The sequence below is a fragment of the Amorphus sp. MBR-141 genome (genome assembly GCF_053628695.1).
The window spans coordinates 502,812-528,102 of record NZ_JBRJGW010000001.1 but is presented as its reverse complement, the minus strand read 5'-3'; the positions used below and the strand labels follow the sequence as shown (position 1 = coordinate 528,102).

The following is a 25,291-nucleotide window of genomic DNA, read 5'->3' as shown; positions in this document are numbered from 1 at the left end:
TGTTCAGGGGAATAGCGCTTCTTCGGCATTCTCAGCTCCAATGTTGGAGCCGAAATCTAACTCACAACAGTGGCCACTTGCCGGGGAGCAGGCCAAAACGGTCTTGATCGAGTCGATAAGGTCAGCCATCTCGGCAGACGCTTCGCGCGCGTGGACGGCCTCCAGTTCGGTCAGGACTTCCCTGAGCCACCCCTTTCGCCCATCGGCTGAATAGCCTTGGTCGGTCAGAGCATCCTGAATCTCCTGCAGTGAAAGGCTCGCACCCATCTGTGCGCCGTCACCGCGCTCCTTCTCTCGCCCGTTCGGCATTGCGGATCCCCTTGCCCGCCAGTCCTGACCTGCAAAACGTGCGTGTCGCTGCGGAGTTGCATGCCGGAAAGCACCCCGGGGCTTTGGTTTGCAGGATCCAGGGATTGGTTGGCTGCTCGGACGCGTCGGTTGAGCATCACGACATGTCTACAACTGTTCCAAGGAACCCTGCCGCTTCTCACGCGTTGCCTCCCTTATCCAGAGACGCCAACTACCGGGGAAGCAATGCGGCCAGGAAGCATTTCGCGACGGGATTTTCTCCGCTCGGCTGCCGCTGCTGGCATCGCGGCCCATGTAATCCCGCTCAATCAGGCGCTGGCCGATCTGCAAACCGATACTGTCACGCAGCCGCCTGACTGGAGAAGCGGCGGCAACATACGTTTCCGTCGCGACGGCATCCCCAAGGTCGCCGGCGAGAAGGTCTTTGCAATCGACATTCGGGCCCGGGACATGCCTGGCTGGCCCGACGTGCAATCACACGGCTTCTTGCTGCGTGTGTCTCGCGCCGACGCCATCTTCGAGGACATCGATCTTTCGGTCCTGGGGGACGACCTTAGACCCGACGTGGCCGTCACCGCCGACGAGCTCCAACGCGACAACATCTCCATGCCCGAGGCAGACTTCTACGGGCCGCTGCTTCTGGCGAAGGGCGAAACGCCGGCATTTCTCGGTCAGCCCGTCGCGCTTCTGATTTTCCACGACTATGCGCGCTTCCGGCTGGCCAAACGCAGATTGCAGTTCAACCAAGACGCGATCCGCTATGGCGCTGAGACGGGCCCGCTTGAGCGCGACCCCTATGGCGGCGCGCGTTATGTCCGCGTCGGCGGTCCGACGCCCGACGCGCCCGACGTGTTTTCCCCGCTGAAGAACGCGACCGTCTTCGCCAGGATTGCGAACCGTTCGACCGAATGGCCGGAGGCAGCCTCCGCCGGAAATCCATCCGGCCAGGCGATCTACCATGCGCAGCAGATCCAGGAGGAGCTCGACAGTCCCCCGGATGGCTGGCGGATCTACAAGCGGAAGTTTTCGTCGCAATACGTGGATCCGGCCGCCATGGAGACCGACAACGGAAACGCCTGGTACGAGCCGGGGAGCGGCACGCTGCACGTCGTCACCGGCACCCAATCGCCCTACACCAATGCCGATCACATCATTCACATGGTCAAGGGCAGCAGCTTTTCCTTCTCATCGCTCGCCTTCTATCCCGGCTACACGGTGGGCTATGGCCAGAAGGAGCACCATTCCTTCCCCTACTATGCCGCCATGGCGGGCCTCTATGGTGACGGACATCCGGTGCGGCTCGCCTGCGACCGCTGGGAACACTTCCAGAGCGCCATCAAGCGCCACCCCTTCGACATCGAGACGACGGTCGCGGTGGACGAGGAAACGGGGATGTTCCAGTCGCTTGCCAGCGGTCTCGTCGGCGACGGCGGTGGGCGCAAGAATTTCAGCCCCTCGGTCGGTCAGGTCGCCGCAACCGCACTGCAGTCCATCTACTATTTCCCGAAGAGCGACCTCTCGGTAACCGTGAACGCGTCGCGCGCGCCGACCGCGGGCTCGATGCGCGGCTACGGCACCCTGCAGTCGATGGTCACGACCGAAATGATGGTCGACGAGATCGCCGGCGATCTCGGCATCGATGCCATCGAGCTCCGACGGCGCAATGTGCTGAAGGCCGGCATGAAGAACACGCAGGGCGCGATCCCCGCAGGCGCCATCCGGGCGAATGAGTTGCTCGAAGCGGCGGCCGCCGAGCCGTTGTGGATCGAGCGCGACGCACGCAAACGAGCTTACGAAGCCGAGAACCCCGGCCACCTCTACGGCGTCGGCTTCGCCTGCGTGCACAAGGACTACGGGACGGGCGCCGAGGCCGCCCTCGTCCAGCTGGAAGTCGCCCCGACTGGCCGCATCCACCTGCGTCACGTTGTTTCCGAGATCGGCTGTGGCGCGACCACGTCGCAAATGCTGATCCCGGCGGAACATCTGGGCCGCCCGGCCGATGACGCCGAGTTCGCCGTCGTCGACTGGCCGAGCCTGCCGCTGGTGTCAAACAATGAGCCCTACACGATGACCCAGGAGGAGCAGGACCGACTGGCGCAGGATCCCCACTGGGTGCCACGCATCACCTCCCCACGCTCCGCCTCGAATTCCGCCTACTACCTTTCGCACGCCACGCGCGAGGCCGCCCGCCAGCTCTTCGAACGGGGCTTGTGGAAGGCCGCGTTGTCGTTCTGGACCGAGGGCATTGGCGATGGCCAGGCCGGCCCGCTGGTCGTGCGCCGCGAGGATGCGGAGTGGCGCGACGGCATGCTGGTCTCCGGCGGGCTCAACCCGCTTTCGCTCGAACAACTTGCGCAACGGGCGCACGAGCGTGGCTTCATCACCGGCGTGACGATCCACACCTTCAACCGCTGGGCATGGACCGAGGCCGAGTTCGAGGTGGAGGGCGAGGTCTTCCGCGCGCCGATCGACGCGCTGTCCGTGAAGTGGGGCGACGGTGCCTCGAAGGTAAGGACGGCGCAGATGACGGATGCAGGCTATGCGTTCCAGCCACGCCGGAAGGTCTTCTATCCGCCGGTCCAGCGGAACAACGCCGCGGTCACATACTATGCGCCGGCCGCCACCCTCGTGGAGCTTTCTGTCAACAGCGGTACCGGCGAGGTGAGTATCCTGTCGCACAGGTCCTGGCTGGAATGCGGGACCATGATTGTACCGGAGCTGGTCTCTGGGCAGCTCCAGGGCGGCCTCGCGATGGGCATCGGTCACGCACTCTATGAGGACCTGCCGCGCTACGAGGACGGGCCTGGCAATGGCACGTGGAACTTCAACCGCTACCGCCTGCCCCGGGCGAAGGACGTCGCAGTGTGGTCGCAGGAAGGTCACATCCAGCCTCCGTTGTCGGACAACGACCCGCCCAAGGGCATCGCCGAGGTGGTGATGATCCCCGTCGTCGCCGCGATCGCCAACGGTGTTCACCACGCGACCGGGCACCGCTTCTACGCGTATCCGCTGAAGGCCGAACGCATCCAGCAGGCCCTATCATGAGCAACGAAACCACATCCGTCCGCATGACCGTCAATGGCGAGCCGGTCGGCCCGGTCGAGATTCCCGACGACCTGATGATGCTCGAATTTCTGCAGGAGTATCTGAACCTGACTGGCACCCGATATGGCTGCGGTCAGGGGGTGTGCCACGCCTGCGCGATCATCGTCGACGGCGAGGACGGGGCTTCGCGTTCGATACCGGCCTGCGTCACTGGCGCAGCCTATCTCGACGGCAAGTCGGTCCGAACCGTCGAGGGCCATGCGCGACGCGACGAGAGCGGCGAGATCGTGGAACTCTCACCGATCCAGCAGGCCTATCTCGAGCACTTCTCGTTCCAGTGCAGCTATTGCACGCCGGGCTTCGTCAATGGTGCGACCGTGCTGCTCGACAAGCTGAAGCGCGAGCCTGTGGCCCGCGATAGCGTCGAGCAGGTCGTGCTCGAGGGCATGAACGATCACATCTGCCGCTGCACGGGTTATGTCCGCTACCTGGAGGCGGTCAAGTCCGTGATCCTTGCCACCCCTGGGCTGACGATCGGGGATCCGGACAAGAGTCAGCCCACATGAAGACGCTAGCCCTCACTCTCGCCAGCATTGGCGCGGTCCTGGCCGGGGCGGTGCTCCTCGTCTATGTCTTCTTCACCGGCGCCGGCGAGATCCCGCCCGCCACCGTCCAGTTCGCCGACCTGGACGAGAACGCACGCTCGGAGCTTGTCGACAAGGGCCGCTACATCGCCCGCGCCTCCGACTGCAATGCCTGCCACGTGTCGGAGGACGGCGTGGCGCTTGCCGGCGGAACGCCCATGGAAACGCCGTTCGGCTCGATCTACGGGACCAACATCACCCCGTCCGAGGCACACGGAATCGGCGGGTGGAGCGCCGACGACCTGTATCGGTCGATGGTCTACGGCATCAATCCGGATGGCTCACATCTCTATCCGGCAATGCCCTATACGTCGTACCACTACATGACGCGCGCCGACACGGACGCCCTCTATGCCTACCTCATGGCGCAGCGCCCGATCGACAAGCCGGACCGGGAACCCGACCTCGTATTTCCGTTCAACATCCGTCCGGCCATCGCCTTCTGGAATCTCATTTACCGCCCTAACGATCGCGGACTGCCGCAGGTCGCCGGCAAGAGCGAGGCTTGGCATCGAGGGCGTTATCTCGTCGACGTTGCCGGGCATTGCGGCGAATGCCACACACCGCGAAACTTGGCGTTCGCCAAGACCGACGAGCACCTCAAGGGCGAGATCCTGGAAGGCGCGCTCGCCCCGGACATCTCCCCCGTTGGCCTCGTCCGCCGCGGCTGGACCAGCGAGGACCTCGCTTCCTTCATGAAGGTCGGTCTGGCGCCGCAGGGCACGATGACCTTCCGCATGTATCCCGTCCTCAACCACTCGACGAAGTACCTCGAGGATGAGGACATCCAGGCGATCGTGACCTATCTGATGGACGGCACAGACCGGATCGATGTTGCGCCGGTGGAGCCCGCGCAGGCGAACGGGATGGAGGAGGGACAACGGCTTTATGTTGGCCTTTGTGCCGGCTGCCACGGCCGGAATGGCGAGGGGCACCCGCACGCCTCGGTTCCCCTCGCGACGAACACCACTGCGATGCTCGAAGACCCGATCAACCTGGTGAAGATCATCCACGACGGGGTGCCGGAGCGCAGCCTGGCCGGCGACGAGCGCATGCAGGAGATGCCGGCTTTCGGTGATCGCCTCAGCAACGAGGAGATGGCGGCGCTCGTGAACTACCTTCGCGTCCGGTGGGGCGGGCATTCTGAGGATGTCGATGCGGACCGCGTGGCTGAGGTGTTGCGGAAGTAGACGGGCACCGGGACCCGGTCGGAGCGCAGGTTCACAGTCGCTCGCATAGCCGGCCGCTCAGATGCTTTGGCTCTGGTGACCGTCACTTGTCTTAATGCTGTCGGTTCAGCGAGCCCCGGCGCGAGGCCGTTCAGGCCGCCTTGCCGCCGCCTCGCACCTAAATCGCTCCTTGGACAACCCTCTCGGAGCACTGGTCGAGCGCCATCGCCCAGTCAGCGGTCATCCCGGGTTCGGCGCGACAGCGTCTGCACCAATCCTCGCACGCCCCAGCGACCAACGCTGTGGAAAGGCGTTCAGACGGCCCGGCGGGAACGCCGTAAGTCTCTGCAGGCGGAAACGCCTCAAGTCTCTGGACGGCTCTCAAGGCGATCTTGCCGAGGACCACTCAAACACGTGCAAATCGTGCGTGCTGCACGTGCGTGAGCGTTTGACCGGGCTTCGGACGCTGCGCCCGCAACCCTCCCGCGACCGAGCCAGAGACAGGGATCAGTGGGGTCACCGTCGCCTGAAAGGCATGGTAGAGGTCGTCCCGAGTCGAATAAACGGCGCTGCTCGGCAAGCCTTCGCCGTCGACCTCCGGATGCCACCCACCAGCTTCCCGATCGATGAGCGTCCCAGCGATATAGTCCCAGACCATGCGATAGACGGCCTCGAAGCGCGCGTCTCCAGTGCGTCGCATCAGCATGAGGGCGGTGTTCGTAGTCTCGGCTTGACCCCACCAGGTCCGGTTGGGGACCGATACACTGTCGTCCCAATCGACCGTGTAGACCATGCCGGATCTGCCGTCCGCGGCCCAGCCGCGCGCCAGGGCGTTGTCGAAAAGCCTGATGGCATCGTCGAGCAGCCAGTCCGGCCTTGGGCGGGCACGGGCGATACAGGCCGCCTCGACTTTCAGGAGAAGCCCAGCCCATTCGGCGAAGTGCCCGGGCGTCAGGCCGTAGGGCCGGATGTCATCGGTCGGCTGATCTGCGCCGTAGTCAGGGAGAAGCGTCCAGTCCGGGCTGAAGTGCTCAGGCAGGCGCCCCTCGTGGGCCGCCGGAATGGCGTGGCCAAAGCGGCTCACCAGCGAGAGGGCGCGGTCCAGCCAGCGGTCCTCGCCGGAGGCATCGGCAAGCGCGAGGCAGGCTTCGGTCCCGTGCATGCAGCAATTGGCGCCGCGGTAGGCTTCCGCGTCCGACCAGTCGGCGGCGAAACTTGGGCAAAACACCGCTTCGTCGACGAGCCAAAAGTGATCGTCAATCACCCGCATCGCCGCCTGCATAAGCTCGATACCGCGTGGCCGGCCCGCCAGTGTGGCGGACGCTCCGCTCAGCGCGACGAAGGCGGTAAGGTACGCCTTCTTGCGCGACGGCCCGGCCGCATCGGCAAACCAGCCGTCGTGCACAGCATCGCGCAATGGTCCGTCCAGCAGCGCTGCGAGGCCATGGTCTGCAAGCGGCGCTGCCCCTGGCACCCCGAGCAGCGCCGCCAGCGAATAGGAATGCACCATGCGCGCGCTAACAAGCCCCCGCGCGGTGTCGTCAACCATACGGCCATCGTTGCCGAGGGTCGCGAACCCTGTCTCTACGCGGGCGCAGGCATAGTGGTCCAGAAGGCGCTCGCCCTCCGCAAGGAGCCAGCGTCGATGGCCGGGAAGGTCCGCCCAGGGAACGGACAAGTCTGCGACGGGGGCCGCCCCATCAGCCATTGCAAATCATGCCGCCGTTGACGTGCAGCGTCTGGCCGGTGACGAAACTGGAATCGCGGCAGGCGAGGAAGACATAGGCCGGGCCGAGTTCATAAGGCTGGCCCAGCCGCCCCATCGGCGAGGCCATGCTTTTCAGCATGTCCGGATCGTAGTCCTTGAACACCAGTTGTATCTCCGTCGCGACCGGACCGGGCGCGACCTCGTTAACCCGGATTCCCTTGTCTATCATCTGCATGGCGAGCGCCCGCGTGTAGCCGACGATCGCCCCCTTCGTGGCGGTGTACGGGACGAGATCAGCGTTTCCGACAAAGGCGTTGATGGAGGTCGTGTTGATGATGCTGGCGCCTTCACCCATGTGCTTCAGCGCGGCGCGGGTCGTGTAGAAGATTCCGTCCATGTTGACGGCGAAGTGCTGCCGCCAGTCGTCGTCGCTGATCTCATCCTGCGTGGCATAGGGCTTCTGAAGTCCTGCATTGTTCACCAGGACGTCGATGCCGCCCCACTGAGCCACCACAGCGTCGACAGCCTCGGTGCAGCTCACGCTGTCGGCGGCATCGCCCTGCAGCACGAGCGCCTCGGCTCCCTCGGCCTCGATGCCTTCGCGGGTTTCTGCCGCGCTCTCCGCATCGTCATGATAGAGAATTGCGACTTTCGCCCCTTCACGCGCCATATGCAGGGCAACGGCGCGGCCGATGCCGCTGTCGCCGCCGGTGATCAGGACGCGCTTGCCGGCCAGTTTGCCGGCGCCTTTGTAATCGTCATTGATGTATTCGACGGGCGGCAGGAAGTCGTCGAGCTTTTCGGTCATGGCCGTCTTTCGAAGCTGTTGGCGGCACCGTCGTCGCTGCCTAGTGAGTGGGAGGCGCGCGCGGAGGTGCCGTATCGCGCGCCGTCCGATCGAGAAACGACATGTCCAGCTGCGGGTTCCAAAATTTCAGCAGATAAGCCCTCAGGTGCCTCGTCATGCCACGTCCTGACTTGAGCCCCAAATTCCCTCCGGCTTTGAGGAGAGTCCTTGGGTTGATGTTTGGGCCTATGCGATCCGGATTGTTACCAGTCAGACGGGGAGTCCGGCTCCCTAGTGATGGTTGTTTGAGGGATGCCAACGTTTCCGGAGACATGCCCCTCGACACGTTGGCGGCGATCTCGGCGGGGGCTTCCCGCCCACCCGAGCGACCCGCACGTGGGGGTCGCTCGGGTGGTGGCACCGACCTGACCAACGGCGCGAATGAGCGCTAAGCAGAAGGGGTGCAGCTGGCAGAAAACGGCTTTGCAACTTTCTACTCAAAAATGACGGGCCCTGCGGCCGTCAATCTCTCTGGATGCGTCCTGTGCCTCTCGCTAGAAGCCGATCGCGAGCCGCCCGATATGATCTCGTTCTTGAACGGGGCCAAAGGATAGGACAAGGCAAGGGCGCAGCCCTCACCGGTCGGTCTGCCGATACACGCCCTGGAGGCGCCTTGCTACCTGGCACCGCCAAGAAAGCGGCGCTGAATTTCGTCGTAGGATCCGTCGCGCCGCATGGTCCGCAAAGCCGCGTTCAGCGCCTGCTTGAGGGACACGTCGCCTTCCCGAACGACGATGCCCTTGCCCTTGCCGAAGTATGTGTCGTTCTCAATGGGTGGGCCGGCAAAGTCGAAGCTGTCGCCAAGCGGCGTCTCCAGAAAGGCCGCGCGCGCGGTCCGGACACTCCCCAGGGCACCGTTGAGCCGGTTGAGCGAAAGATCGATCCACACCTCCTGCATGCGGGCATAACGACGGATTTCAACCTGGCCAGCGAGTTCGCCGCTCAAATAGCGATCATCGGCGCTGTCCGTGAGAACCCCGACCATCGGGGGCACCGCCGATCGCTCCTGATCGAGGGGGAGGCCGCCTCGGGTCACGAACCGCGAAAGGGAGGAGTAGTAAGGGTCCGTGAAGTCGACCTCCGCATCGGCGTTCGGAACGATCGACATAGAGGCCACTGCGAAATCGATTTGCCGGTCAATCACCGCCGGAATGATCTCGCCGCGCGCCATGGCGACGATCGTGCAATCCAACGAAAGTTCCTCACAGAGCCCACGCGCCACCTCGTAGTCGAAGCCGCTGCGTCGGCCGCTGCGCATTTCGAAGGAAAACGGCGGTGCGTCTTCCAGAACGCCCACTTTCAAACTGGTCCGGCCGGCCGGCAAAGAGGCCCCCGCTCCGTCGTCCCCCCGGACGACAGCGGCCGGCATCGCCGCGATGACCAGCACGGCCAGAGCAGCGCGTCGGAACTGTCCCTGTCTCGGTCCTGCTCGCATCGCTAAAACCCGCGCCTCGGTCGTTCGCCCGCGAACGCGTCCTTCAGATCCGCCGATGCCTTCTCCGGAGAAATCACGCCGGCCAGCATGTCGCTGACGACGGACGAGATCGTCTCCTCGTCCGTCGGCTTCTGCCCTCCTGGCGTGGCGATCAGAAACGCTCCCTCGAGGCTGTCGGCCACGATCCCAAGATCGACGTGCAAGGCGACGAGGGCGGAATCGTCGTAGAGCGCTCCGATCGTCGGAGGCTGGCCGAATGTCTCCGCTGCCGCGCGCTGCTGCGCCACGCCCGTCATATAGGAGACCAGATCTCTGGCCGCCTCCGCCTGGGTGGAATGCCGCGAAACGCCGAGATAGAAGGCCGTCATCGCCGCATGGACGATGCCGTCGCCGCCGGCGGGCAGAGGGGCCGCGGCCACCTTGTCCTTGATGGCGCTCTCATCGGCCCGCACCATCGGGCCGTCGTGAGTCCAGCCGCGAATGAGCGCGCTGTTGCCGGCCACAAACAGCGCCAGCGCATCGGGTTCTTGGTAGTCGGATATATCCGGCGGCACCACCGAGCCCACCCATTGGTTGGCCCGTTCGAGCGCGTGCGTCACCGGATCGTCGGTCTCCTCCTGCACGCTACGGCTGCCGCCCGCCATCCATTCCAGAAAGCTTGCTGTGAGCGCTTCGCCAGGTGCGCCTGCGAAGACCATCCCCCAGATGTCCTCCTGCGTCTCCCGTGCCTGCGCTGTGCGGACGGCATTCACAATGTCTGCGACCTCGTCCCAGCGTGTCGGGGGCCCCGCAAGCCCCAGGTCGGTGCGATAGAACCATTGGCCGACGGACAGAAAGACTGGCGCAGCAATCTTCCGACCGCGCTGCTGCGCTGGCGCCTCCACTGCCGGCAATGGGCCGCTGCCAGCTACGTGCGCATCGGAGCCGCCTGTGCTCGCTCCGCCGAGATCCAGGAGGTCGCCCGAAAAACGCGGCAGCGCTGCCAGCGGAAGCTGCACCACATCGAGCGCGCGGCTCTCGACGGAAAGCAGCGCCTCGTACTGATCGAGTGCAGCCCCGTTCTCAAGACTCCCGACGACAACGCGGACGGGCCGGCCGCTCTTCTCGCTCCAGCTTTGGGCCCCCGCCCTGCACGCCGCGACGGCATGACCGACGTCCAGACAGGCAACGACCAACGGTGGCGACGACGCCTCGTCGTTTGCGAAGGAAGGCGCGGGAAACGCCATCCCGGAAACGGCGATCGCAACAACCGTCGAATTCAGACCTCGCCGCACATCTTCCCCCTAACGATCACCGCCGACTCGGCGGCTACCCTAGAAGTCCGCGCCCCAAAAGCAACAGATCCACGGCCTGCTCTTCCCCTTTTCGAATAGTCTTTTCACGCGCATTGGAAAACAGTACGGCTATCCCCGAGGCCGAACGAGGATCCGGGCATCCTGAATCGGCAGACGTGCATTTTCTGGGCGGCGATGCGCTTGGGTTGGGGAGGCGTTGTTGGTTCCATTCCCTTGGAACAACGTGACGAATTGTGCCACGCGACAGCAGCGCGGAAATAAGCAGCTTCTTTGTTGCGTTTTTATCTTGCTGACGCTCGCGATGGCCGCGGTTGGGCCGGTCTGTGCCCAGGAATCGACGGCCCTCGACAGGCTGACCGGGGATCGAAAAGCCCTGGAGCGCATGATTGTCGACGTGCAGTCGGCCATTGACAGGCGGTCCTCGCAGAACCAGGCCCTTTCGGAGGAGCTGAGCGCGGCATCCTCCGACCCAACGCAGACAGTGAGCCTCCGCCAACTGGACCAGCTCCAGTTCGACGTCGACATCGCCCGGGCTCGGCTCGTGACGCTCGACAACCGCACGGCCCATCAACGCGGCACCCTGGACATTCTCGACGAGGAGATTCGGGAGACCGAAAGTCGGCTCGCCAACCTTCCCGAAGAGGCCCTGTCCACGCTGGTGGAAGAGGTCGCGCTGGATCTCCGGCGCAAGCTGGCCGAGACGATCCAGACTTACACGGATGCACTGGAGGCGTTTCGTGGGCTTTCCGCTGTCCACCTGAGCCTCAACCTGGAACAGCTCGCACTCATGCGCGATCGGATCGAGCTGGCGAGCGTGGTCGACCGCCCCTCGCTCGCAGAAGATCCGCGCGTGCGCGCGCTGCGCGTTCTGATCAATTCGCTGGTGCGCGACAACATCGAGTTGTCGAACAACGCCGCGGGCATGGCCGCGCAGACGGATGCGGAAACTCAGCGCCGCAACCAGATGCAGATGCGCGCCGACGAGGCACTGATGCGCTCGACCGCGCGGCTGACGGACCTCGACATCGTCGAGACCCGCGAGATTATCCGCCGTCTGAGCGTCCTCGCCGACAACGACGCCGTGCCGGAACGGTTGTTGAGCGAGGCGATCACCCTGCTCGGCAACCTCAGGGAGGGGATCGAGTTGCGGCAGGAAAATCTGACGCAACAGCGCTACGCCGTCGCAAATCTGGTCGAATTGGCCCGCGCGGAGACCACAGCCCGAGGGACTCTGCCTCACAACCTGGAGGCGAGGCTGAGGAACCTCACCGCGCTCATCGACGTCCAGGACCGGGAGATGTCCTCGGCGTTGGCGCGGGTCGGCCAGATGGACGAGGACTTTGAGGATCAGATCGTTCGCCGCTCCCGCGAGGACCTGCTGACACGCCAGGCCATTCGCCACGATGCTGCCACGCTGAGCCGAGTGCAGGCGGACCTGCACGGCATTCCGTCACAGACGCTCAGACTTCTCGATGGAACGATCCGGGAAGTCGGTGGGGTGGTAATCCGAGCCTCCTGGCAGACGGTCGCGCTCTATCTGCTGGCCGTGGCCCTGATGGTAGGGGTGATCTACGGCGGGCTGCGCCCGCTGCTCGGCCGGTATGTCCATGCAAACCCGAACCTCGCGACATCGATGCCGGTTGAGGTCCTCCGCCGCAACCTTCTCTGGGCGTTGCCGCTTGGACTGTGGCTCCTGGCTGTCGCGATTTTCGGACTGTCCCGAGAGGTGTCGCTGTTCGTCGGCACGCTGCTTGGGATTCCGCCGCTGGCGATGATCGTGCGCGACGCGCTGCAGGTTCAGACGGTCTCCCACCTGGAAGGTCGTCGGCGCATCGTCGGCCGACGGTTGATCCGTCTCCTCGATGCAAGCCTGGCACTCATCCTCGCGTTGGTCGTCGCCTACCTGTTCGTGGCGCAGATCGACCTGCTGCCGTCAACGCGGGCGTGGATCTCGCGCGCGGTTTTCGTGTGTTTGCTCGCTGCCTCTGCCCCGTTGTTTTTCTTTGCCGCATTCTTCCTCAGGTTCGGTCCCGCCGGACGCCAGGGAAACGGGCGAAGCCAGCGCGGCCTGGGCCTGCTGAGCCTGCTCATCCCGATTGGCCTCATCGCCGTCGGCGCGCTCGGCCTGGCTGGATATGCAACGCTTGCCAAGCGTGTCGTGATCGACGCGACGAAGCTGGTGGCGATCATCACCGCCCTCTGGCTTGTCCTCGGCATCCTCCGCGACGGGTTGCGGATCAAGGCCCATCAGCTTGCCGAGGCGTATCCGGGCAACAGCTTCTTCTGGAAGCGGAACTTCGTGGAGCCACTCTATCGGCTGTGCCAGGTGGCGCTGACCATCGTCGCCGGGCTCATCCTGTTCGAAGTCTTCGGGTGGAATCGGACCACTCCGGTCGTGCATCAGGTCATCGCCGTCTTCCAGTATCCGCTGTTCCGCTTCGGCGACGCCCCCCACTCCGTGGGCGATGTCATCACCGTCGTGATCATGGTGCTGCTGGTCTTCTGGATTGGCGGTTGGAGCCGCCACGTGAGCTACACCCTCGCTTTCCGGCGCATCCGCGACATCGGCATCCGCCAGAGCCTCTCGGTGTTCACGCAATATGTCGTCATCGTGGTCGGGCTCTTGCTGGCGCTGTCGCTCATCGGCTTCGACGTCACGACCCTGACGGTGTTTGCGGCCAGTCTCGGCGTTGGCATCGGCTTCGGCATGCAGAACGTGGTGAACAACTTCATCAGCGGCCTGCTGCTGTTGATCGAGCGGCCCCTGAAACTCGGCGACGTTGTTACCGTCGATGGAGAGTCAGGAACGGTGCGTCAGATCGGCATCCGCTCGCTCAGAATCCGGACCTTCGACGAGAAGGACATCATCGTTCCGAACTCCGCAGTGATCAGCGACAAGTTCACCAACTGGACCGGAGCGGATACCGTGGCCCGCCAACTCCATTCGGTCGGCATCGGCTACGACGACGACCCAACCCGCGCAATCGAGATCATCGACGGAATTCTGGCGGCCAACGACGACGTTCTGCGCTATCCGGACCGCTCCGTCACTGTCAGCGAGTTCGGCGACTCCGCCATCGTGCTGCGCGTCGCCTACCATATCGACACCAGGACCACCGATATCTTCAAGATCGGATCAGACGTGCTGACGGAGATCTGGTCGCAGTTTCGCGCCGAAGGCATCACCATTCCCTATCCTCAGAGAAGTCTGCATTTCGCAGAGCCAGACGGGAACATGCAGAAGACGCTTCAGGTCGCCGGGTAGCGCATGGTTCGCCCAAGGAGGTCGGAAAGATTGGCGCGGAACCGAAGGAGCGCTCAGTCTGATTTCTGCCATCTACAATCGGGCAGAAAGCCTGAACAAGGTGTGGCTCGCGGCCCCATTCTTCACTCATAAACGTCTGCTTCTGCCGCTTCAGTTTCGACCACGAATGTGTGCGTTGGGCGCGGAGCGGTGCTCTGAGGGGCATTCGACGGCGGGGGCATAGCCCCTGATCTTCGTCAGACACCGATCGTGGATCTTGTGGCGCCATTTCGATGCCCAACGTGCGACCGATCCGCAATCTGCGCATTCGCATGGAGTTAGGGTCGACGGTTTAGGGCACGAGCCGGATCGGTCCGAAGCCACGTTTGCACAGACTGGCGCGTTCGATGAAGTGACCAATCCCGACTGGCAAGCGTGGGATCGGTCGAGATTACCCCCTGCCGCGCGATGGAGCAGTGGTCCGCATTCTCGGAGACCACCGAATGCCGATCAAGCTCCAGAAAGCCATTGTCGGATCATAAGAGCTCTCTTGCCCCTCGCCCAACTTAAGAGTGCGGCTCCGGCGCCCTGCGGAACACCCCGGAACGGATTTGGGCCGCACTCTCGCGCAAGGCCTTGATCTCACGGCTGGTGCCGGTCGCCGGCCCGGGGAGCCAATTATTCCAATTTTACGTTTAAAATCAATGACCTGCAAGAGGCGCGGCTCGGACGGGTTCACACCCTTTCAAACGTGCGGCCCGATGCGGTCGGTTTGGGCGATCCCTGCTCCCGATTGTCATGCTCCGCTTCAAGGCGGATGCAGACCGATTGCCCCTCCGGGATCACATAGGTTGCCGGGTATTTAATCGGGTATAGTGCAGCATTTGAAAGCTATTTCCATACATAATTCAGACACTTAAAATTTAAGCCTTTCGGACACCCCATCCGCCATTCCCATCTCAATCTCCTTTGATTTCATGGGATTAGCGGGCATTTAGTCTAACTCGCCGGAAGGGTAAGACGATTTCTGTTCCCGCTCTGCCCCATAAGCCGCAGCCATCGCCGGCTCAGCGAAGAGCGATTGGTCCGCATCGCTCCCGTGGCGGACAGCCGCCCGGCGTGGTCTACTTCAGCGGCATCGAAACCGATCAGCGAGCGCGGAGAGTAGGTGAAGCCACCCGCGAATCTGTCCAAGGATCGGGGAGTAGCTCACCTTCGTTGATCTGCTCTTCGGCGGTCGCCAGGTTGAAGGCGATGCTTGGTTTCACCATTTCAGGCAACGGCCCGCCGCCCCCGCGCCCAGGACGCCGCGCAGTAGATGACGAAGATCGCAACGCCAGCGATCTCGGCATAGATTCCGTACCTGAACAGTCCGGCGGGAAGCAGCGCCAGCAGACCGCCAGCCACGAGCACGACGCGTTCGCCGACGCCCAGGCTGTCACGGAAATAGCCGACGATCCCCGACGTGGTCATGAAGATGCCGACAGTCGCCGTCGTCAACGCCCAGGCGATCTGCGGCACCGAGCCCTCAAGCAACAGCGAGGTCGCGAAGATGAACAGGAACGGCACGATATAGGCCGTCCAGGCGAGCTTCATCGCTGACCAACTCGGTCCAGGCGTCGGCCCCGGCGATGTTGGCCCCGGCAAACGCCGCCAGGGCAACCGGCGGCGTCACCATCGACAGAAGGCCGAAATAGAACACGAAGAGATGGGCAGCGATGATCGGCACACCGACCTCGACCATCGCCGGCGCAACCAGCGTGGCCAGGAGGATGTAGACTCCGACCGTCGGCATTCCCATGCCCAGAACGATGCTGATGACAGCGGTGATCAGCGCCAGCATCACCACCGAATTCCCGCTCGCGCTGATGATATGGAGCGTCAGGTTGAAAGCGAGGCCGGATAGGTTGAGCACGCCGATGATGACGCCGGCGGCCGCGCACACGATGATCAGGTCCTTCGCCGCCCTGCCCGCCCCGGCCATCACCGCCCACAGATCCCGCAGGCCGAGCCGCTTGCCGCGATAGCCGAGCACCACGCTGCCAGCGACGAGCGCCACGATCGACCAGATCGCGGCGCGGTCCGGCCTTATGTGCAGCGCAAACAGCGTGTAGAACATCACCGCAAACGGGATCAGGAAGTGCCAGCCCGATACGAAAGATAGCCACGCCGAAGGCAGCTCCTGGCTATCCAGGGGTCTCATGTTGTTCTTGCCGGCAAGCAGATCCACGTTGATGAAGATTGCCAGGTAGTAGAGTAGCGCCGAGGGCAGTGCGGCCAGCACGACAACCGAATAGTCGACCCCGATGAAGTCGGCCATGATGAAGGCGGCTGCCCCCATGACCGGCGGAACGAGCTGCCCGCCGGTCGACGCGACGGCCTCGACAGCATGCCTGAGGAGAAATAATCCTTGTAGAGAGTTTTAATCTTTAGACTTTCATTCGCCCCCCCAACCGCGCAGTGGCGCTTCCTGGACCAACTATCGTGGGGCAGCATCGCTCAAGCGCCGTGGATCCGGTTCGCCCGGCAAATTGACCGAGGCGACGACCGGACCATAATCAACCGACCTATCACGGCTTGGATCCGCTCTCAGCGGCATGGGCGATATCGTTGCGGCCCACGCAGATGATCTTGTCCGGATCGGCAATCGGAGGCCCCAGGTCGAGCTCGTCGAAGGGAACCGCCGCGCCGCCGGATGTCGCGACCTCGGCGACCGCTCCGGCGGAAATTGCATCGCGCAGGCGGGGAAGCCGGCGCCCGGAGCGACCGGAACCACACCGTCATCCGTCACGACGCCGTAGCTCGGTCCGTCTCCGGTGTGGAAGCTCGCGAGCCTCATGCTCTTTCCGCGGCGACGCGCGCATCGTCCCTCCGCACGTCGGTCTCGTCCATCGCCCACGTTTCGGGAACGGGCTCGGTACCTGCCTGGACGGCCCGCGCAATCCTGCCGAAGGCCACCTCGCTATTTGCGACGTCGAACACGATCGGCGCCCTGCCGGCCACCGGCGCGGCGAACGCCAAGGGATTGTTGCCGATCGCCTGTCGCTGCATGCCCACGCAGCTTCCCGCAGACCAGGCCGCAGATCGCCGTTATGCCGCGTTATTTGTCAGGCGGAGTTTGCCGCTTGGAGCGAAGTGGGAAAACGCTCCCGGCGGGAGGGCGGAGGCGATCCCCGGAACCACCTCGACCGCGATGCCGTGGCGCGCGAGCTCGGCGACTTCCTCATCTGCGCAACCGAAGGTCACCGGATCGCCGGACGTCAGCCGAACCACATGTTTTCCCTGGCCCGCCAGCCTGATCATCAGCGCGCCGATCGCCTCCTGCTGGCAGCATGCGCGGCCGCCTCGCAGGCCGACCGGCAGGCGCCGGGCCTCGCGGCGGGCGAGTTCGAGCACCCCGTCGGAAATCAGCTCGTCGAACAGGATCACCTCGGCCGATTGCAGTGCCCGCATCGCCCTCAGCGTGAGATCCTCCGGATCGCCGGGGCCCGCTCCGACCAGGGTCACCCGCCCGCCCCGGCGTCCCGCGCCGACGTCTGACGCAATGGACCGCAGCGTCGCCGCCACGTCGCGGTCCGGGGGGGCGTGGAAGGCGAGATCGCAGAACCGCTCCCAGAAGCTGCGGCGGCCGGCCGGCTCCGTGATCAGGTCGGCGACATGGGCGCGGACGTCCTTTGCGGCACGCGCCCAGTCTCCCAGGAACGAGGGCATCAGCGCCTCGATGCGCCGGCGGATCGCCTGGCCCAGTATCGGTGCAGCGCCGTCGGTGGAGATCCCGACGATCACCGGCGAGCGATTGACGATCGAGCCGAACTGGAAATCGCAGAAGGCCGGCCTGTCGACGATGTTGACCACGGCACCGGCCCGCCGCGCCGCCTGGCGGATTGCCGCGGCCTCGTCCTCGCTTTGCGCATCGCCGACCACGATCGACGCCCCTCCGAGGTCGCCCGGCTGCCAGTCGCGCCGGACCAGGATGAGCGAACCGGCAGCCAGGGCCGCGGCCGCAAGGTCTTCCGTCTCCCCGCTCGCGTCCCGCGCAAAGACCGAGACATCGGCGCCGGCGGCGGCGAGGAGCTCCGCCTTCCAGGCGGCCGCCTCCGAGCCGCCGATCACCACGACGCGCGTGCCGGCGAGGCCGAAGAACACGGGAAGCTTGGCAAGCGGGGCGATCCGGCCCGGCTTGCGCTCACACGGCGGTTTCGAGCGCATGGGCATGGATGATCCTCCGGATCTCCGGGCGGCAGGAGCCGCAGTTGGTGCCAGCCTTGAGCGCCGCCCCGACGGCCTCGACGCTCGTCGCCCCGCCGGCGCGGACCATGGCATCGATCTGGTGGACGCCGACGTCGAAGCACGAACAGACGATGGCGCCCGGATCGGGCACGTCGCCGCGCGGGCGCCCGGCCAGAAGGCCCATCCGGTCCTGCTGCTCCTCGAACCGGTCGCCCAGGGCCCCGGCGACGAAGCTGCGGGCCACCGAGACGGGCTCGCGCGCCACGAACAGCGCGCCGACCAGCGCATCTCCGGCAAACGCGGCCAGGCGGTAACGGCCCGAGCGGGCGTCGTGGACGGCGAGAACCTCGTCCTCGTTCAAGGGCATCCCGAGCAGCGAGGCAAACAGCGCGCGCCAGGTCCCGGGAACTTCCAATCCGGCGAGCTCCGCGCGGTAGCCGCCGCGCGCCCGCGCGATCGACCAGTAGTCGCACGCCTGGGTCCGGGGTCGGCCGCGGGTGACGGCGAAGCCGTACCACCGCGCCGGATACCGTTCGATCCGCACCCTGCCGGACTTCAAGGCGGGCTGGCCGGAGATCGGATCGGTGATCGCCGGGACCAGACTGTCGACGCGGGCCGCGCTCGCGGTCTGGCCGCTCCAGTGCATCGGCACGAAGACGGTGCCGGGCCTCTGTGCCTCGGTGACCAGCGCCCGGGCGACGATCCGACCGTGCGGGCTCTCCACCTGGACCAGGCCGGCAGGGACAATTGCCGCCGCGGCCGCGTCGGCGGGATGGATTTCGACGTACGGCTCGGCGATGTGGCTGGAAAGCCGCGGCGAGCGACCGGTGCGGGTCATCGTGTGCCACTGATCGCGCACCCGTCCGGTATTGGCCACCAGCGGATAGGCGGGGTCCTCCGCCCCGGGTTGGGCAACGGGCGTGGGGACGAAGCGCGCGCGGCCGTCGGGGGTGAAGAAGCGGCCGTCGGCACCGAACCGGGTCTGCGCGCGGCCGTCGCCGCGCAGAGGCCAGCGGACCGGGGCCAGGTCGTGGTATCCGGCCGCACCGAGCCCGGCCAGACCGCCGATGTCGAAGGCGCGGGTGCCGCCGTTCTCGAAGGCGGACAGCGCCGCGTGCTCGGCGAAGATTTCGCCGACGCTTGCGTAGGGAAACGCCGCGGCGAACCCCATCCGCCGGGCGATTTCCGTGACGATCCACCAGTCCGGCTTCGCCTCGCCGGGAAGGTCGAGGAATGCCCGCTGGCGCGAGATCATCCGTTCGGAGTTGGTGACGGTCCCGTCCTTTTCGCCCCAGGCGGCCGCCGGCAGCAGCACGTCGGCGCATTTCGCGGTGTCGGTGTCCGGCAGCACGTCGGACACGACCACGAACGGACACAGCTCGAGCGCCTGGCGAACCAGATCGGCCTCCGGCATCGAGACCACCGGATTGGTCGCCATGATCCACACTGCCTTGATGCGGCCGTCCCGGACGGCGCGGAAGAGATCGACGGCCTTCGGTCCGGCGGTATCGGCGACCCCGTCGACCCCCCAGAAGCGGGCGACGCGGTCGCGGTCGCCGGCATCCTCCAGATCCATGTGGGCGGCAAGCTGGTTGGCGAGCCCGCCGACCTCGCGCCCGCCCATCGCATTGGGTTGGCCGGTCACCGAGAACGGTCCCATCCCCGGCCTGCCGATCCGCCCCGTCAGCAGATGGCAGTTGAGGATCGCGTTCACCTTGTCGGTGCCCGCCGCCGACTGGTTCACACCCTGCGAAAAGGCCGTCACGACCTTCTCGGTCGCCGCGAAGAGGTCGTAGAACGCAACGAGGTCGGACGGGTCGAGACCGGTGGCCTGCGCAACCGCAGCGAGGCCGCCCGCCGCAGCGGCAAGCGCCTCGCCGAGCCCCGACGTATGGTCCGCCACGAATGCCGCGTCGGTCGCGCCGGCCTCGGCCAGGTGGGCGAGCAGCCCGTTGAACAGCGCCACGTCGGATCCCGGCGCAATCGCGAGATGCAGGTCGGCATCGTCGGCGGTCGCGGTGCGCCGGGGATCGATGACCACCAGCCGGCATCCCGTTTCGGCCCGCGCGGCCATCAGGCGCTGGTGGATCACGGGGTGGCACCAGGCGAGGTTGGAGCCGACCAGCACGACGAGGTCGGCGGCCTCGAAGTCCTCGTAGGTGCCCGGCACGATATCCGCGCCGAACGCCCGCCGGTGGCCGGCCACGGCCGAGGCCATGCAGAGCCGCGAGTTGGTGTCGATGTTGGCCGAGCCGATGAAGCCCTTCATCAGCTTGTTGGCGACGTAGTAGTCCTCGGTCAGAAGCTGGCCGGACACGTAGAACGCGACCGACCCAGGCCCGTGTTCGCGCACCGCTGCGGAAAAGCGGGACGCGACGCGATCGAGCGCGGCACCCCAGCTTGCCCGCCGCCCGTCGATCCGCGGATGCAGCAGCCGGCCATCGAGCCCCACGGTCTCGCCGAGCGCCGATCCCTTGGAGCACAGACGACCGAAATTGGCCGGATGGTTCGGATCGCCGGTGATCTCGACCTGGCCGTCGGCGCGCGGGGTCGCCAACACGCCGCAGCCGACGCCGCAATAGGCGCAGGTGGTGCGGACCGTCGGATCGGTTGGCGTCGCGTCCATGGACCGGGTCTCCGGTTCGCATCTCGGGGCTCGCTGGAGCACGAGGAGGTAAAGTGGGAAGCGGCCCCGGCCTTCGGTGCCTCTCAGGCGGGCTCGGTCACCGGCTGAAGCCGAGCGGTGACGGCGGACGCTGGCTCCAGACACAGCTCGATCGCCCGGGATGCCGGGTCGACGCGAACCCCGAAGGTGCGCGCACGCCCGCCGTCGGGCCCGGCCATCTCGCCCGTCGCAAGGGCGATCACCGCGTTGTGGAGCGGACAGGTGACCGAGTTGCCGTGAACGATCCCCTGGGACAGCGGGCCGTCCTTGTGCGGGCACCGATCCTCCAGCGCGTAGACTTCGTCATCCGCCGCGCGGAACACCGCCACACGGCCGACCGGCGTCAGCACGCAGCGCGCACCGAGAGGCGGAATGTCGTCGAGGTGTCCGATCCTGTGCCAGCGGGTGCTCATTCGGCAGCCTCCTGAAGGGTGAGAGTGGCCAGCGGCGCGAATTCGTGGGCGTCGCGGCCCCGCACCCGCTCCTCCCAGGGATCGGTCTGGGAATGGCGCTGGGACACCATGAAGCGGTCGAACAGGGTCCGGCGGTTGTCCAGGTCGTCGAACACCTGGGCCCGGATGGTTTCCAGCCCGACCCGGGCCATCCACTTGTAGATCCGCTCCAGGTACCAGCCCTGCTCGCGGTAGAGCTGAACCACGGCGACGATGGTCTCGAAGGCCTCGTCTTCGCTATCGACCTTGCCGAGAAGCTCGGTGCCCTTGATGTCGAGGCCGGCGGCACCGCCGATCTGGATCTCGTAGCCGCTGTCGACACAGACCACGCCGACGTCCTTGCAGGTGGCCTCGGAACAGTTCCGCGGGCAGCCGGACACCGCCATCTTGACCTTCGCGGGGGTCCACGAGCCCCACATGAACTTCTCGACCCGAATGCCGAGCCCGGTGGAATCCTGCGTCCCGAACCGGCACCAGTCGGTTCCCACGCACGTCTTCACCGTGCGAAGCGCCTTGGCATAGGCATGCCCCGACACCAGTCCCGCGGTGTTGAGGTCGGCCCAGACCGACGGCAGGTCCTCTTTCTTCACGCCCAGCATATCGATGCGCTGCCCGCCCGTGCACTTGACGGTCGGGATCGCGAACTTGTCGACGACATCGGCGATCGCCCGCAGCTCCTTCGCGCTGGTCACCCCGCCCCACATGCGCGGAACGACGGAGTAGGTGCCGTCGCGCTGGATGTTGGCGTGCACGCGCTCGTTGATGAAACGGGATTGCTGGTCGTCGACGTAGTCGCCCGGCCAGGTCGCCATCAGGTAGTAGTTGAGGGCCGGACGGCACTTGGCGCAGCCGTTCGCGGTTTCCCACTCCAGCTCCTGCATGACCGCCGGGATCGATTTCAGCCCCGTCGCGACGATCAGCCGGCGAACCTCGCCATGACCGAGCCCGGTGCAGCCGCACATCGGCTTGACCGCAGCCGGGTCGTAGGCGCCGCCGAGCGAGAGCGACAGCAGTTGCTCGACGAGGCCGGTGCACGAGCCGCAGCTGTTGGACGCCTTGGTGTGGCTGCGGACCTCCTCCAGCGAGGCGAGCCCCTTGTCGGCGATCGCGGAGACGATGAGGCCCTTGCACACGCCGTTGCAACCGCAGATCTCCGCGCTATCCGGCAAGGCTGCAACGGCCTCCATAGGGTCCAGGGGGGTCCCTCCGGCAAAGGCGCGGCCGAAGATCAGCGTCTCGCGGAGATCGGAGACGTCGGTGCTCTCCTTGAGGAGGTCGAAGAACCAGGCGCCGTCGGCCGTATCGCCGTAGAGCACGGCGCCGACGATCCGGTCGCCCTCGATGACCAGGCGCTTGTAGATGGAGCGCGACGCGTCGCGCAGAACGATCTCCTCGCGGTCCTCGCCCTCCGCGAAGTCACCGGCGGAGAACAGGTCGATACCGGTCACCTTGAGCTTGGTCGACGTGACCGCACCCACAAAAGCGGCCTTGCGATCGTCGCAGAGGCGGGCGGCGGCGATCCTGGCCATCTCGTAGAGCGGGGCCACCAGCCCATAGCAGGTGCCGCGGTGCTCAACGCATTCGCCGACGGCCAGGATGGCCGGATCCGAGGTCTGCATGTGGTCGTCGACGACCACGCCGCGGTTGACCTCCAGTCCGGCGGACCTGGCGAGCGCGGCGTTCGGGCGGATGCCGACGGCCATCACGACAAGGTCGGCTTCGAGCTCGGTGTCGTCGTCGAGCAGCACGCCTTCCACGTGGCGGCCGCCCCGGATCGCCTTGGTGTTGGCCCGGGTGATCACCCGGATGCCGCGGCCTTCCAGCTCCTTCTGCAAGAGATAGCCCGCCGACGGATCGAGCTGTCGTTCCATCAGCGTGGGGGCGAGATGCAGGACCGTCACGTCCATGCCTCGCCCCTTGAGGCCGGCGGCCGCTTCCAGCCCGAGCAGACCGCCGCCGATGACGACGGCCTTGCCGCCCTTCGCGGCGGCGGCGGTCATGCTTTCCACATCGTCGAGGTCGCGGAACGCGATCACCTCCGGCAGGTCGTGCCCCGGAAGCGGGATCATCACGGGGTCCGAGCCGGTGGCCAGCACCAGCTTGTCGTAGGGGGTTACGGCCCCGTCGTCGGCGGTGACGGTCTTTGCCGCCCGGTCGATGCCGACGATCTTCCGGCCCGACACGAGGGCGACCCGATGGGCGCTGTACCAGTCCTCGTCGTGGATCAGGATGTCTTCGAAGCGCTTCTCGCCGGCAAGCACCGGCGAAAGCATGATCCGGTTGTAGTTCACCCGGGGCTCGGCGCCGAACAGGGTGACGTCGTAGCGGTCTGGCTGGGTTTCCATCAGGTGTTCGAGAAGTCGGCCGGCGGCCATTCCATTGCCGACGACCACGAGCTTTTCGGTCATCTTGCTCACTCCGCTGCCGCAGGTTCGTTGCAGGGCGCCGCGATCGCGGCGTTCGAGAGATGCGCGTGGGACATCGGTCATCGCCCCCTCCTATTCCGCCGCCGCCACCGCCACCGCCGGTCGGCGGGCGGAGCGCTTGGCGTGAATTCGGTCCAGATGCTCGGGCGTCGGGTTGGCACCCCCCTCGTAGGCCTCCAGGAACTCCAGAAGCTCCTCCCGGTAGGCGTAGAAATCGGGGTGTTCGATCAGCACCTTGCGGTCGCGCGGGCGCGGCAGGTCGATGTCCATGATCTTGCCGACCCGGGCATGCGGCCCGTTGGTCATCATCACCACCCGGTCGGCAAGCAGGATGGCCTCGTCGACGTCGTGGGTGACGCAGACCGCCGTCACGCTGGAGCGTTTCCACACGTCGGTGAGGACGTCCTGAAGCTCCCAGCGGGTCAGGCTGTCGAGCATGCCGAACGGCTCGTCGAGCAAGAGCAGCTTCGGCGACAGCGCAAAGGCGCGCGCGATGCCGACCCGTTGCTTCATGCCGTTGGACAGATCGACGGCCCGCCGGTCCATGGCGTCGGCCAGGCCGACCCGGGTGAGGTAGTACTCGACCACCTCGCGCCGCTCCGCCGGACTGGCTTTCGGATAGACCCGATCGACGCCCATCGCGACGTTTTCGCGGGCCGTCAGCCAGGGAAACAGCGACGGCGATTGAAACACGACCGCCCGTTCGGGCCCGGCGCCGTCGACCTCACGGCCGTCGAGCACGATGCCGCCGCCGGTGACCTCGGCGAGGCCGGCGGCCATGTTCAGCACCGTCGACTTGCCACAGCCGGAGTGGCCGATCAGCGAGACGAACTCGCCCTTGCGCATCTTCAGATCGAAGCCGTCGACGACGGTGAGCGGCCCGTCGCGGGTCGGAAACGTCTTGGTGACGGCGGAAAATTCGAGGAAGCGGCTTTCGATCGGCGACGCCGCTGCGTCGCGATAGGCCTTCGGCGGCCCGCCGGCCGCGGCGAGCGAGACGACCTTCGGCACCTCCGGCTCGGCAACGGCATCGGCGCCGGCCCCGGCCGCATCGAGATACCGGATGATGTCGACGCGCAGCCGCCGGAACTCCGGATCGTGGTTGAGCTCGGCCCGATCCCGCGGGCGCGGCAGATCGACCTTGAAGGCCGGACCCAGCGTCGCGTCGGGGCCGGGATTGAGCGGGATCACCCGGTCGGCGAGAAGGATCGCCTCGTCGACGTCGTTGGTGATCAGGACGAACGTTCGCCGCTCCCGGGCGCAGATCTCGGTCAGCTCGTCCTGGAGCTTGGAGCGGGTCAGCGCGTCCAGAGCCGAGAGCGGCTCGTCGAGCAGCAGCAGATCCGGCTGCATCGCCAGCGCCCGCGCCACGGCAACCCGCTGCCGCATGCCGCCGGACAACTCGGCCGGACGCCGGTCGCGGGCATGGGACAGCCCGACCATCTCGACATAGGTGTCGACCAGCGCCTGCCGGTCCGCGGCGCTCTTCTTCGCGAAGATCGCGTCCACCGCCAGCTCGACGTTGCCGACCACCGTCAGCCACGGCATCAGCGAATAGGACTGGAACACGACGCCGCGGTCGGGGGACGGACCTGTGACCGGCTTCCCGCGGAAGAGGACCTCGCCGGAGTCAGGCCGCACCAGACCGGCAATCGTCGACACCAGCGTGGTCTTGCCGGAGCCGGAACAGCCGACGATCGCGACGAACTCGCCTTCTTCGACGGCAAGGTCGATGCCGCCGAGGACCGGGTTGCGATCGGGCTCGGTGCCGTAGGCCTTGGTCACGGATTTCAGCTCGAGAAGGGCCATGATCTCGCCGTCC

At 65.9% G+C, this 25,291-nt stretch carries 16 protein-coding genes and 1 pseudogene; 4 read left to right on the top strand and 13 right to left on the bottom strand.

The features are described 5' to 3' along the window. Positions 1-3: 3 nt before the first annotated feature. A complete protein-coding gene (locus ACSSVZ_RS02380) occupies positions 4-309 on the bottom strand; it encodes a hypothetical protein (protein ID WP_453968013.1) in 306 nt (101 codons plus the stop codon). Positions 310-438: 129 nt separating this feature from the next. On the opposite strand from ACSSVZ_RS02380, the gene ACSSVZ_RS02375 reads away from it, so the two are divergent. From ACSSVZ_RS02375 to ACSSVZ_RS02365, 3 genes are read left to right on the top strand one after another with little or no spacing between them, the layout of a single operon-like run. Continuing rightward, the gene (locus ACSSVZ_RS02375) at positions 439-3,354 is read left to right on the top strand and encodes a xanthine dehydrogenase family protein molybdopterin-binding subunit (protein ID WP_453968012.1); all 2,916 of its coding nucleotides are present in this window, start codon (positions 439-441) and stop codon (positions 3,352-3,354) included. Continuing rightward, positions 3,351-3,920, top strand: a complete 570-nt coding sequence (locus ACSSVZ_RS02370) for a (2Fe-2S)-binding protein (protein ID WP_453968011.1) — start codon at positions 3,351-3,353, stop codon at positions 3,918-3,920. Before ACSSVZ_RS02375 ends, ACSSVZ_RS02370 begins: the two co-directional genes overlap by 4 nt. Then, entirely contained in the window at positions 3,917-5,188 is a 1,272-nt protein-coding gene (locus tag ACSSVZ_RS02365; RefSeq protein ID WP_453968010.1) for a c-type cytochrome, read from the top strand. Before ACSSVZ_RS02370 ends, ACSSVZ_RS02365 begins: the two co-directional genes overlap by 4 nt. A gap of 385 nt (positions 5,189-5,573) precedes the next feature. On the opposite strand, the gene ACSSVZ_RS02360 is transcribed toward ACSSVZ_RS02365, so the two are convergent. From ACSSVZ_RS02360 to ACSSVZ_RS02345, 4 genes are all read right to left on the bottom strand, one after another. Next, positions 5,574-6,875 carry an AGE family epimerase/isomerase gene (locus tag ACSSVZ_RS02360; protein WP_453968009.1) on the bottom strand — a complete coding sequence of 434 codons (1,302 nt, stop codon included), beginning with the start codon at positions 6,873-6,875 and terminating at the stop codon, positions 5,574-5,576. Further along, complete coding sequence (locus ACSSVZ_RS02355; protein WP_453968008.1) at positions 6,868-7,683, bottom strand: SDR family oxidoreductase; 816 nt, start codon at positions 7,681-7,683, stop codon at positions 6,868-6,870. The genes ACSSVZ_RS02360 and ACSSVZ_RS02355 overlap by 8 nt, the downstream gene beginning before the upstream one ends. Before the next feature lie 655 nt (positions 7,684-8,338). Then, entirely contained in the window at positions 8,339-9,109 is a 771-nt protein-coding gene (locus ACSSVZ_RS02350; RefSeq protein WP_453968007.1) for a transporter substrate-binding domain-containing protein, read from the bottom strand. Between the two features lie 50 nt (positions 9,110-9,159). Further along, positions 9,160-10,431: an extracellular solute-binding protein gene (locus tag ACSSVZ_RS02345; protein WP_453968006.1), complete on the bottom strand. Its 1,272-nt coding sequence runs from the start codon at positions 10,429-10,431 to the stop codon at positions 9,160-9,162. 307 nt (positions 10,432-10,738) lie between these two features. On the opposite strand from ACSSVZ_RS02345, the gene ACSSVZ_RS02340 reads away from it, so the two are divergent. Continuing rightward, a complete protein-coding gene (locus tag ACSSVZ_RS02340) occupies positions 10,739-13,717 on the top strand; it encodes a mechanosensitive ion channel domain-containing protein (RefSeq protein ID WP_453968004.1) in 2,979 nt (992 codons plus the stop codon). 1,251 nt (positions 13,718-14,968) lie between these two features. Here ACSSVZ_RS02340 and ACSSVZ_RS02335 read toward each other — a convergent pair. The 8 genes and pseudogenes from ACSSVZ_RS02335 to ACSSVZ_RS02300 form a co-directional block, all read right to left on the bottom strand. Beyond that, complete coding sequence (locus tag ACSSVZ_RS02335) at positions 14,969-15,292, bottom strand: hypothetical protein (RefSeq protein WP_453968003.1); 324 nt, start codon at positions 15,290-15,292, stop codon at positions 14,969-14,971. Continuing rightward, positions 15,225-16,073 (bottom strand): annotated as a pseudogene (locus ACSSVZ_RS02330) (TRAP transporter permease); the annotation flags it as partial. The pseudogene ACSSVZ_RS02330 and the gene ACSSVZ_RS02335, both read right to left, overlap by 68 nt. Before the next feature lie 458 nt (positions 16,074-16,531). Next, positions 16,532-16,747 carry an Ldh family oxidoreductase gene (locus ACSSVZ_RS02325; RefSeq protein WP_453968001.1) on the bottom strand — a complete coding sequence of 72 codons (216 nt, stop codon included), beginning with the start codon at positions 16,745-16,747 and terminating at the stop codon, positions 16,532-16,534. 39 nt (positions 16,748-16,786) lie between these two features. Beyond that, complete coding sequence (locus ACSSVZ_RS02320; protein WP_453968000.1) at positions 16,787-17,911, bottom strand: SAM-dependent methyltransferase; 1,125 nt, start codon at positions 17,909-17,911, stop codon at positions 16,787-16,789. Beyond that, positions 17,883-20,552 (bottom strand): nitrate reductase, encoded by a 2,670-nt coding sequence (locus tag ACSSVZ_RS02315; protein ID WP_453967999.1) that lies wholly within the window; start codon positions 20,550-20,552, stop codon positions 17,883-17,885. The genes ACSSVZ_RS02320 and ACSSVZ_RS02315 overlap by 29 nt, the downstream gene beginning before the upstream one ends. Positions 20,553-20,635: 83 nt before the next feature. Next, positions 20,636-21,004 carry a nitrite reductase small subunit NirD gene (nirD, locus tag ACSSVZ_RS02310; protein WP_453967998.1) on the bottom strand — a complete coding sequence of 123 codons (369 nt, stop codon included), beginning with the start codon at positions 21,002-21,004 and terminating at the stop codon, positions 20,636-20,638. After that, positions 21,001-23,451: a nitrite reductase large subunit NirB gene (nirB, locus tag ACSSVZ_RS02305; RefSeq protein WP_453967997.1), complete on the bottom strand. Its 2,451-nt coding sequence runs from the start codon at positions 23,449-23,451 to the stop codon at positions 21,001-21,003. Before nirB ends, nirD begins: the two co-directional genes overlap by 4 nt. Positions 23,452-23,541: 90 nt before the next feature. Then, positions 23,542-25,278, bottom strand: coding sequence for an ABC transporter ATP-binding protein (locus ACSSVZ_RS02300; protein ID WP_453967996.1), 1,737 nt, complete (start codon positions 25,276-25,278; stop codon positions 23,542-23,544). Between the last annotated feature and the right edge of the window lie 13 nt (positions 25,279-25,291).

Excerpts from the sequence above, each read along its gene's own strand:
- ACSSVZ_RS02380 (WP_453968013.1), bottom strand. The coding sequence starts at position 309 with ATGCCGAACGGGCGAGAGAAGGAGCGCGGTGACGGCGCACAGATGGGT.
- ACSSVZ_RS02370 (WP_453968011.1), top strand. The coding sequence starts at position 3,351 with ATGAGCAACGAAACCACATCCGTCCGCATGACCGTCAATGGCGAGCCG.
- ACSSVZ_RS02365 (WP_453968010.1), top strand. The coding sequence starts at position 3,917 with ATGAAGACGCTAGCCCTCACTCTCGCCAGCATTGGCGCGGTCCTGGCC.
- ACSSVZ_RS02360 (WP_453968009.1), bottom strand. The coding sequence starts at position 6,875 with ATGGCTGATGGGGCGGCCCCCGTCGCAGACTTGTCCGTTCCCTGGGCG.
- ACSSVZ_RS02355 (WP_453968008.1), bottom strand. The coding sequence starts at position 7,683 with ATGACCGAAAAGCTCGACGACTTCCTGCCGCCCGTCGAATACATCAAT.
- ACSSVZ_RS02335 (WP_453968003.1), bottom strand. The coding sequence starts at position 15,292 with ATGAAGCTCGCCTGGACGGCCTATATCGTGCCGTTCCTGTTCATCTTC.
- ACSSVZ_RS02325 (WP_453968001.1), bottom strand. The coding sequence starts at position 16,747 with ATGCAGCGACAGGCGATCGGCAACAATCCCTTGGCGTTCGCCGCGCCG.
- ACSSVZ_RS02320 (WP_453968000.1), bottom strand. The coding sequence starts at position 17,911 with ATGCCCATGCGCTCGAAACCGCCGTGTGAGCGCAAGCCGGGCCGGATC.
- ACSSVZ_RS02315 (WP_453967999.1), bottom strand. The coding sequence starts at position 20,552 with ATGGACGCGACGCCAACCGATCCGACGGTCCGCACCACCTGCGCCTAT.
- nirD (WP_453967998.1), bottom strand. The coding sequence starts at position 21,004 with ATGAGCACCCGCTGGCACAGGATCGGACACCTCGACGACATTCCGCCT.
- nirB (WP_453967997.1), bottom strand. The coding sequence starts at position 23,451 with ATGACCGAAAAGCTCGTGGTCGTCGGCAATGGAATGGCCGCCGGCCGA.
- ACSSVZ_RS02300 (WP_453967996.1), bottom strand. The coding sequence starts at position 25,278 with ATGGCCCTTCTCGAGCTGAAATCCGTGACCAAGGCCTACGGCACCGAG.